This is a genomic window from Janthinobacterium sp. CG_23.3 (assembly GCF_046115965.1).
In the GTDB taxonomy this organism is placed as follows: Bacteria; Pseudomonadota; Gammaproteobacteria; order Burkholderiales; family Burkholderiaceae_D; genus Janthinobacterium.
The window spans coordinates 22,282-30,806 of sequence record NZ_JBJXIB010000069.1; the positions used below are offsets into that span (position 1 = coordinate 22,282).

The 8,525-nt window shown below is 66.1% G+C and carries 7 protein-coding genes; 4 read left to right on the top strand and 3 right to left on the bottom strand.

Going from position 1 to position 8,525, the window contains the following annotated elements; genetic code table 11:
* Nucleotides 1-30 precede the first annotated feature (30 nt).
* From gatB to gatC, 3 genes are all read right to left on the bottom strand, one after another.
* Complete coding sequence (gene gatB / locus ACFDR9_RS16540; protein ID WP_409031709.1) at nucleotides 31-1,491, bottom strand: Asp-tRNA(Asn)/Glu-tRNA(Gln) amidotransferase subunit GatB; 1,461 nt, start codon at nucleotides 1,489-1,491, stop codon at nucleotides 31-33.
* Between the two features lie 56 nt (nucleotides 1,492-1,547).
* Nucleotides 1,548-3,032 (bottom strand): Asp-tRNA(Asn)/Glu-tRNA(Gln) amidotransferase subunit GatA, encoded by a 1,485-nt coding sequence (gene gatA, locus ACFDR9_RS16545; protein WP_409031710.1) that lies wholly within the window; start codon nucleotides 3,030-3,032, stop codon nucleotides 1,548-1,550.
* 71 nt (nucleotides 3,033-3,103) lie between these two features.
* Nucleotides 3,104-3,406: an Asp-tRNA(Asn)/Glu-tRNA(Gln) amidotransferase subunit GatC gene (gene gatC / locus ACFDR9_RS16550; protein WP_017877631.1), complete on the bottom strand. Its 303-nt coding sequence runs from the start codon at nucleotides 3,404-3,406 to the stop codon at nucleotides 3,104-3,106.
* Nucleotides 3,407-3,723: 317 nt separating this feature from the next.
* Between gatC and ACFDR9_RS16555 the strand changes: the two genes are divergently transcribed.
* The 4 genes from ACFDR9_RS16555 to mrdA all read left to right on the top strand — a co-directional run bounded on the left by ACFDR9_RS16555 (nucleotide 3,724) and on the right by mrdA (nucleotide 8,473).
* Nucleotides 3,724-4,767, top strand: coding sequence for a rod shape-determining protein (locus tag ACFDR9_RS16555; protein WP_010393186.1), 1,044 nt, complete (start codon nucleotides 3,724-3,726; stop codon nucleotides 4,765-4,767).
* Between the two features lie 119 nt (nucleotides 4,768-4,886).
* Complete coding sequence (gene mreC / locus ACFDR9_RS16560; protein WP_409031711.1) at nucleotides 4,887-5,897, top strand: rod shape-determining protein MreC; 1,011 nt, start codon at nucleotides 4,887-4,889, stop codon at nucleotides 5,895-5,897.
* Complete coding sequence (mreD, locus tag ACFDR9_RS16565) at nucleotides 5,894-6,406, top strand: rod shape-determining protein MreD (RefSeq protein WP_017877629.1); 513 nt, start codon at nucleotides 5,894-5,896, stop codon at nucleotides 6,404-6,406. The genes mreC and mreD overlap by 4 nt, the downstream gene beginning before the upstream one ends.
* Before the next feature lie 96 nt (nucleotides 6,407-6,502).
* Nucleotides 6,503-8,473 carry a penicillin-binding protein 2 gene (gene mrdA, locus ACFDR9_RS16570; RefSeq protein WP_409031712.1) on the top strand — a complete coding sequence of 657 codons (1,971 nt, stop codon included), beginning with the start codon at nucleotides 6,503-6,505 and terminating at the stop codon, nucleotides 8,471-8,473.
* Nucleotides 8,474-8,525 lie beyond the last annotated feature (52 nt).

Here is an 8,525-nt window from a genome sequence, read left to right on the forward strand (position 1 = left end):
CTGCCCCCCCCTATGCCGATGCCGGTTCGCTTAGCCGGCCAGCTTTTGCTTCAGCAGCTCGGTCAGCTGGGCCGGGTTGGCCTTGCCTTTCGAGGCCTTCATGGCCTGGCCGATCAGCGCGTTGATGGCCGCTTCCTTGCCGGCGCGGTATTGCTCGACCGACTTGGCGTTGGCCGCCAGCACCTCGTCGACGATCGCCGCCAGCGCGCCGCTGTCGGAAATCTGCTTCAAGCCCTTGGCGTCGATGACCAGGTCGGCTAGGTTCTCGTCGGCCGACTTGGCTTGCCACATGCCGGCGAACACCTCCTTGGCCAGCTTGTTGGAGATGGTGCCGTCGGCGATGCGCGCCAGCAGCAGCGCCAGTTGCGCACCCGACACCGGGGCGTCGGCGATGTCGACGTTTTCCCGGTTCAAGGTCGAGGCGACGTCGCCCATCAGCCAGTTGGCCGCCGTCTTCGCCTGTTCCTTGCCGGCCTTGGCCAGCACCGCCTCGAAGAACGCCGCCATCGCCTGCGACTGCGTCAGCACCAGGCCGTCGTAGTCGGACAGGCCGTATTCCTTGGTGAAGCGGGCGCGCATCGCCTCCGGCAGTTCCGGCATGTCGGCCTTGACGCGGGCGATCCACTCCGGCGAAATAACCAGCGGCGGCAAGTCCGGGTCCGGGAAGTAGCGGTAGTCCTGGGCGTCTTCCTTGCTGCGCATCTGCCGGGTTTCCTTGCGGTCCGGATCGTACAGGCGGGTGGCCTGCTCGACCTTGCCGCCGTCCTCGATCAGCTCGATCTGCCGTCGCACCTCGTAGTGCACCGCCTCTTCGATAAAGCGGAAGGAGTTCAAGTTCTTGATCTCGCAGCGGGTGCCGAATTCCTTCTGGCCGACCGGGCGCACCGAGACGTTGACGTCGCAGCGGAACGAGCCCTCCTGCATGTTGCCGTCGCATACGCCCAACCACATCACCAGCGAGTGCAGCGCCTTGGCGTAGGCCACCGCCTCGGCGGCGCTGCGCAGTTCCGGCTCGCTGACGATTTCCAGCAGCGGCGTGCCGGCGCGGTTCAGGTCGATGCCGGTCATGCCGTGGTAGTCCTCGTGCAGCGACTTGCCGGCGTCCTCCTCCAGGTGGGCGCGCGTCAGGTTGACGGTTTTGGTGACGAACTCGCCGTCCTTTTCAAAGCCGAAGGTCAGGCTGCCGCCTTGCACCACCGGGTCTTCGAACTGGCTGATCTGGTAGCCCTTCGGCGAATCCGGGTAAAAATAGTTCTTGCGCGCGAAGATGGAGGTCGGCGCGATGGTGGCGCCGACGGCCAGGCCGAAGCGGATCGCCCGCTCGACGGCGGTCTTGTTCATGACCGGCAGCACGCCCGGCAGCGCCAGGTCGACCGGGCTGGTCTGGGTGTTCGCCGCGGCGCCGAACTGGATCGGCGCGCCGCTGAAAATCTTGGACTGGGTGGTGAGCTGCACGTGGTTCTCAAGACCGATGACGACTTCCCATTGCATAGTGTTCTCGCTTTCTGTTGGCCCGCGGGGGGCCGAATTCGTTGATGCGTTATCGCTTAAACGCCGGCCGGCGCGCGCAGGTGCCAGTCGGTGGCCAACTGGTACTGGTGGGCGATATTCAGCAGCTTGGCTTCGGCGAAGTAGTTGCCGATGATTTGCAGCCCGACCGGGCGCGCGGCGTTCTTCTCGCCCTGGCCGAAGCCGCACGGAATCGACATGCCGGGCAGGCCGGCCAGGCTGGTCGACAGCGTGTAGATGTCGGCCAGGTAGTTGGCGACCGGGTCGTCGGTCTTGGCGCCCAGGTCCCAGGCCACGCTCGGCGCGACCGGTCCCATGATGACGTCGCAGGGCGCGTCGGGGCCGTTCAGCGCCGCGGCGAAGTCTTGCGCGATCAGGCGGCGGATTTTTTGCGCCTTCAAGTAGTAGGCGTCGTAGTAGCCGTGGCACAGCACGTAGGTGCCGACCATGATGCGGCGCTGCACTTCCGCGCCGAAACCCTCGGCGCGGCTCTTCTTGTACATGTCCTGCAAGTCCTTGTACTCGGCGGCGCGGTGGCCGTAGCGCACGCCGTCGAAGCGCGACAGGTTCGACGACGCCTCGGCCGGGGCGATGATGTAGTAGGCCGGGATCGACAGCGCGGTGTTCGGCAGCGAGATGTCGACCAGCGTGGCGCCCAGCGCCACGTATTGCGCCAGCGCGGCGCGCACGGCCTGCTCGACGTCAAACGCCAGGCCGTCGCCGAAGTATTCGCGCGGCACGCCGATGCGCAGGCCGGCCAGCGATTGGCCCAGGTCGCGCGCGTAGTCTTCCGCCACGCCGCCTTGCTCCGGCGTCAGGCTGGTCGAGTCGCGCTCGTCGAAGCCGGCCATGGCCGTCAGCAGCAGGGCGCAGTCCTCGGCGGTTTTGGCCATCGGCCCGCCCTGGTCGAGCGAGGAGGCGAAGGCGATCATGCCGAAGCGCGACACCCGTCCGTAGGTCGGCTTGATGCCGGTGACGCCGCAAAACGCCGCCGGCTGGCGGATCGAGCCGCCGGTGTCGGTGGCGGTGGCGGCCGGCGCCAGGCGCGCGGCGATGGCGGCGGCCGAGCCGCCCGAGGAGCCGCCCGGCACGGCCGTGCTGTCCCACGGGTTCTTGACGGCGCCGAAGGCCGAGTTCTCGTTGGCCGAACCCATGGCGAATTCATCGCAGTTGAGCTTGCCCAGGGTGACCATGCCGGCGGCGTTGAATTTCTCGACGACGGTGGCGTTGAAGGGGCTGGTGTAGTTGCCCAGCATTTTGGAGCCGGCCGTCGAGCGCCAGTCGCGCGTGACGAAGATGTCCTTGTGGGCGATCGGCACGCCGGTCAGCGCGGTGGCGGTGCCGTCGGCCAGGCGGGCGTCGGCGGCGGCGGCCTGGGCCAGCGTGAGCGCGCGGTCGACGTGCAGGAAGGCGTTCAGCGCGCTGCCGTCGATGCGGTCGAGGAAGTGGGTCGCCAGTTCGGTGGCGGAAATCGCCTTGCTGTGCAGCAGCGTCGACAGCTCTTTGATGGTTTTTGTATGCATGGTGGTCAATTCAAGTCGGTTCGGCGGGGTGGGGCGCGCGCGGTTCGCTGGGCGGTCGGCTGCTCGGGCGTTTACTCGATCACCTGCGGCACCAGGTACAAGCCGTCCTCGGTCTTCGGCGCGAGCGCCTGGTAGTCGTCGCGACGGTTCGGCTCGTTGGCGACGTCCTCGCGCAGGCGCAGCGCGATATTGTCCATGTGCGCCGCCAGCGGGTGGCTCAACGGCGCCACGCCGGTGGTGTCGACCGCCTGCATTTGCTCGGCCAACGCGAAAATACCGTTCAGTTGGCCCAGCGCGGTGGCGGCCTGCTCGTCGCCCATTTCAAGTTGCGCCAGGTGGGCGATGCGTTTTACGTCGGATAGGGTCAGGGACATGGCGAAATGGCGCGGACGGGCCGCGCGGGTTTAAAGTTGGCGTATAGATAAAACGCGGGTATTTAGTGCTATTTTGCTCACAAAAGCGCGCCAATGGCGTGTATTTCGCGCCCGGCCGGGCCGCATTTTTAGGCGCTTTTTGAGTAAATCGCAATCAAATTATAAGGTAGAATGGCGGGTTAATGCGTTGTCGGCGCCGATTCACTGCTGCCGCAGCATAGAAAAGAGTGCGCCAGCGCCCCAGCAGCCTCCGATGGCGCCCGCATAGATACCCCCTACAACAGCTTTTGCGCAGCTCGATGCGCTACAGGACACTCATGTTTGGTTTTTTACGCAGGTATATTTCCACCGATCTGGCCATTGACTTGGGCACGGCCAACACCCTTATCTATGTGCGCGGCCTCGGTATTGTGCTGGACGAGCCATCGGTCGTGGCGATCCGCCAGGAAGGCGGCCCGAACGGCAAGAAAACCATCCAGGCGGTCGGCAAGGAAGCCAAGCAGATGCTCGGCAAGGTGCCCGGCAACATCGAGGCGATCCGGCCGATGAAGGACGGCGTGATCGCCGACTTCACCGTCACCGAACAAATGCTCAAGCAATTCATCCGCATGGTGCACGACTCGAAATTCTTCCGTCCCTCGCCGCGCATCATCATTTGCGTGCCGTGCGGTTCGACCCAGGTCGAGCGCCGCGCCATCCGCGAATCGGCGCTCGGCGCCGGCGCCTCGCAGGTGTACCTGATCGAAGAGCCGATGGCGGCGGCGATCGGCGCCGGCCTGCCGGTGTCGGAAGCGACCGGCTCGATGGTCGTCGACATCGGCGGCGGCACCACCGAGGTCGGCATCATCTCGCTCGGCGGCATGGTCTACAAGGGTTCGGTGCGCGTCGGCGGCGACAAGTTCGACGAGGCCATCGTCAACTACATCCGCCGCAACTACGGCATGCTGATCGGCGAGCAGACCGCCGAAGCCATCAAGAAGGCCATCGGTTCGGCCTTCCCCGGCTCGGAAGTGAAGGAAATGGAAGTCAAGGGCCGCAACCTGTCGGAGGGCATCCCGCGCTCGTTCACCATTTCCAGCAACGAGATCCTGGAAGCGCTGACCGACCCGCTCAACAACATCGTCTCGGCCGTCAAGAACGCGCTCGAGCAGACCCCGCCGGAACTCGGCGCCGACATCGCCGAAAAAGGCATGATGCTGACCGGCGGCGGCGCCCTGCTGCGCGACCTGGACCGCCTGCTGATGGAGGAAACCGGGCTGCCGGTGCTGGTCGCCGAGGACCCGCTCACCTGCGTGGTGCGCGGCTCCGGCATGGCGTTGGAGCGTATGGACAAGCTCGGTTCGATCTTCTCCTACGAATAATCGACACGATGGGCCGGAACACAGCGTTCCGGCCCATCGCAGTTTTGGCTGACTTTTTTGGCTGATTTGTTGGTCGAGAGTCGTCTCGTTGGCGTCTTTGCGCCGGATTATTGGAAGTCATGGAATACAGCCCTCCGCCCCTGTTCAAACAAGGTGCCTCCGCCAGGGTCAAGATGATGGTGTTCGCCTGCATCTCGATCGGCCTGTTGCTGGCCGATTCGCAGAAGTTCGCCCTGAACGCGCTGCGCCAGAGCGTGGGCACGCTGCTGTACCCGGCGCAGATGGCGGCGCTGGCGCCGCGCAACCTGGCTTACGGCGTTGGCAACTACTTCTCCTCGCTGTCGGCGCTGGAGACCGAGGTGCGCGAGTTGAAGCGCCAGCAGATCGTTGCCGCCCAGACCATGCAGCAAGCCCAGTTGAATATCATCGAGAACAACCATTTGCGCAGGCTGATGGAGGCGCGCGAGCACGTGCCGGTGAAGTCGATGATGGCCGAGATCCTGTACGACGCGCGCGACATGTACTCGCGCAAGATCGTGCTCGACCGCGGCAGCCAGCAGGGCGTCGAGTTGGGCTTCCCGGTGATCGACAACCTGGGCGTGGTCGGCCAGGTGACGCGGGTGTTCCCGTTCACCGCCGAGGTGACCTTGCTGACCGACAAGGCGCAGGCGATCCCGGTGCAGATTTTGCGCAGCGGCCTACGCTCGGTGGCCTACGGCGGCGGCCAGTCGGGCCAGCTGGAGCTGCGCTACACCACCACCAACGCCGACATCGTGGTCGGCGACATCGTCGTCACGTCGGGCCTGGACGGGGTCTATCCGGCCGGGCTGGCGGTGGCGCGCGTGATGCTCGTCGAGAACAACGCCAACGGCGTCTTCGGCCGCGTGGTGTGCCAGCCGCTGGCCGGCATCGCCCGCAACACCCAGTTGCTGGTGCTGATGTCGACGCCGAACATCGCGCCGCGCCCGCCCGAGGAAGAGTTGAAAACCAGCAAGAAGCACGGCAAGATGGCGCCGATCAAGGATGCGCCGGCGGCGCCAACGCCCGCCGCCGCCGCCGCGCCGGCCAAAGACGCCGCCAAGGCGGGCGCCGCGCCCGCCGCCGCCAAGCCGAAGGAGGAAAGCCGATGAACCGCCCCCATTACATCCTGCTGCCGGTGAGTCCGATTTTCATCGGCTTCAGCCTGTTGTGCGCGTTTTTGCTGAACCTGCTGCCCTGGGGCGGCTTGATCGGCGTGCCGGACTTCGTCGCGCTGGTGCTGGTCTTCTGGGGCATCCACCAGCCGCGCCGGGTCGGCATCGGCATGGCTTTTTTCATGGGCCTGCTGATGGACGTGCACAACGCCAGCCGGCTCGGCGAGAACGCGCTGGCCTACACGCTGCTGTCGTATTTCGCCATCATGATGCACCGCCGGGTACTCTGGTTTCCCGTTATGACCCAGGCCTTCCACGTGCTGCCGCTGCTGCTGCTGACGCAGTCGATCCAGCTGCTGGTGCGCTTCCTGGGCACCGGCATGCTGCCGGGCTGGTCGTATTTCATTGAAAGCCCGGTCTCGGTGGCGCTGTGGCCGGTGGTCACGTGGATGCTGCTGGCGCCGCAGCGGCGCGCGGTGGACCGCGACCACACCCGGCCCATCTGAGGCGGCGCGCGGCCGGCCCGCCGCGCCGTTGCGCGCCGCCTTGGCGGCGTCCCCGACACTCCCCGATTTGCCCCGACATGCCCATGAGCAGACCCGATGACCGAGATTAAGAACACCGAACGCGAGCTGCATTTCTTCCGCCTGCGCCTGACCGCGCTGGTGGCGCTGGTGTTCATTTGCTTTTGCTGCCTGCTGGCGCGCTTCATCTGGTTGCAGGTGATCAAGCACAACGACTTCGCCGCCCAGGCCGAGGACAACCGCATCGCGCTGGTGCCGATCGTCCCCAACCGCGGCCTGATCCTCGACCGCAACGGCGTCATCCTGGCGCGCAACTACTCGGCCTACACGCTGGAGATCACGCCGTCCAAGCTGACCGCCAGCCTGGACGCGGTGATCGACGACCTGGCCAAGCTGGTGGCGATCGAGGTCAAGGACCGGCGCCGCTTCAAGAAGATGCTGGAGGAGTCGAAGAACTTCGCCAGCGTGCCGCTGCGCAGCCGCCTGAGCGACGAGGAGGTGGCGCGCTTCACCGCCCAGCGCTTCCGCTTCCCCGGCGTCGAGGTGCAGGCGCGCCTGTTCCGCCAGTATCCGCTGGGCGAGGTGGCCTCGCACGTGGTCGGCTTCATCGGCCGCATCAACCGCGGCGAGGCGAAGGCGATGGAGGAGTCCGACGACGCCGCCAACTACCGCGGCACCGACTACATCGGCAAGGAGGGCCTGGAGAAAAGCTACGAGAAGCAGTTGCACGGCACCACCGGCTACGAGGAGGTCGAGGTGTCGGCGCGCGGGCGCGCCATGCGCACGTTGTCGCGCAAGGCGGCGGTGCCGGGCAACAACCTGATCCTGTCGATCGACATCGAGCTGCAAAAGGTGGTCGAGGAGGCCTTCGGCGAGTGGCGCGGCGCGATGGTGGCGATCGAGCCGTCCACCGGCGACATCCTGGCCTACGTGTCGCGGCCCGGCTACGACCCGAACCTGTTCGTCGACGGCATCGACCAGCAGAGCTGGAACGAACTCAACACCTCGCTCGACCGGCCGATGGTGAACCGGCCGCTGTCGGGCACCTACGCGCCCGGCTCGACCTTCAAGCCCTTCATGGCGCTGGCCGCGCTGGAGCTGGGCAAGCGCACCCCAAGCCAGGCGATTTCCGACCCCGGCTTCATGTACCTGGGCGACCATAAGTTCCGCGACGACAAGGTGGGCGGCCACGGCACCGTCGACATGCACAAGTCCATCGTGGTTTCCTGCAACACCTATTACTACCAGCTGGGCAAGGACATGGGCATCGACCTGATCCATGACTTCATGAAACCGTTCGGCTTCGGCCAGCCGACCGGCATCGACCTGGAGAACGAGCGCGTCGGCGTGTTGCCGTCGACGGCGTGGAAACGTGGCCGCTTCAAGACCGTGGCGCAGCAGAAGTGGTTCCAGGGCGACACGATTTCGGTGAGCAACGGCTCCGGCTACAATTCCTATACGCCGCTGCAAATCGCCCACGCGGTGGCCAACCTGGCCAACGACGGCGTGGTGATGAAGCCGCATCTGGTGAAAATCGTCGAGGACGGCGCCACCCGCGCGCGCACCCTGACGGTGGCCAAGGAAAGCTACCGCATCCCGCTCAAGCAGGACAACATCGACACCATCAAGCGCGCCATGGTCGGCGTCACCAGCGAGGCCGGCGGCACCGCCGTGAAACCCTTCCTCGGCGCGCTCTACACGGTGGGCGGCAAGACCGGCACCGCGCAGGTGATCGCGATCAAGAAAAACGAGAAGTACAACGCCAAGCTGATCGCCGAGCGGCTGCGCGACAACGCGCTGTTTACCGCCTTCGCGCCGGCCGACAAGCCGCGCATCGCGCTGGCCATCGTGGTGGAAAACGGCGGCTTCGGCGCCACCACGGCGGTGCCGATCGCCCGCAAGGCGCTCGACTTCTATCTGCTGGGCAAGCGCTCGGACGAGAGGGACACCACCAAGGTGCCGAAAGAGGACGCCGAGGCGCTGCAGGCGGTCGAAGCGATCGAGGACGAGCAGGCCGCCAACGCCGAAGCGCGGCCGGCGCCGGCGTAGGCCCCCTGGCCAGCCCCCCCCCACCCCCACACCAGCAAGCCCGCGCCCACCC

Coding starts and splice junctions, on each gene's coding strand:
- gatB (WP_409031709.1), bottom strand. CDS start 1,491: ATGCAATGGGAAGTCGTCATCGGTCTTGAGAACCACGTGCAGCTCACC.
- gatA (WP_409031710.1), bottom strand. CDS start 3,032: ATGCATACAAAAACCATCAAAGAGCTGTCGACGCTGCTGCACAGCAAG.
- gatC (WP_017877631.1), bottom strand. CDS start 3,406: ATGTCCCTGACCCTATCCGACGTAAAACGCATCGCCCACCTGGCGCAA.
- ACFDR9_RS16555 (WP_010393186.1), top strand. CDS start 3,724: ATGTTTGGTTTTTTACGCAGGTATATTTCCACCGATCTGGCCATTGAC.
- mreC (WP_409031711.1), top strand. CDS start 4,887: ATGGAATACAGCCCTCCGCCCCTGTTCAAACAAGGTGCCTCCGCCAGG.
- mreD (WP_017877629.1), top strand. CDS start 5,894: ATGAACCGCCCCCATTACATCCTGCTGCCGGTGAGTCCGATTTTCATC.
- mrdA (WP_409031712.1), top strand. CDS start 6,503: ATGACCGAGATTAAGAACACCGAACGCGAGCTGCATTTCTTCCGCCTG.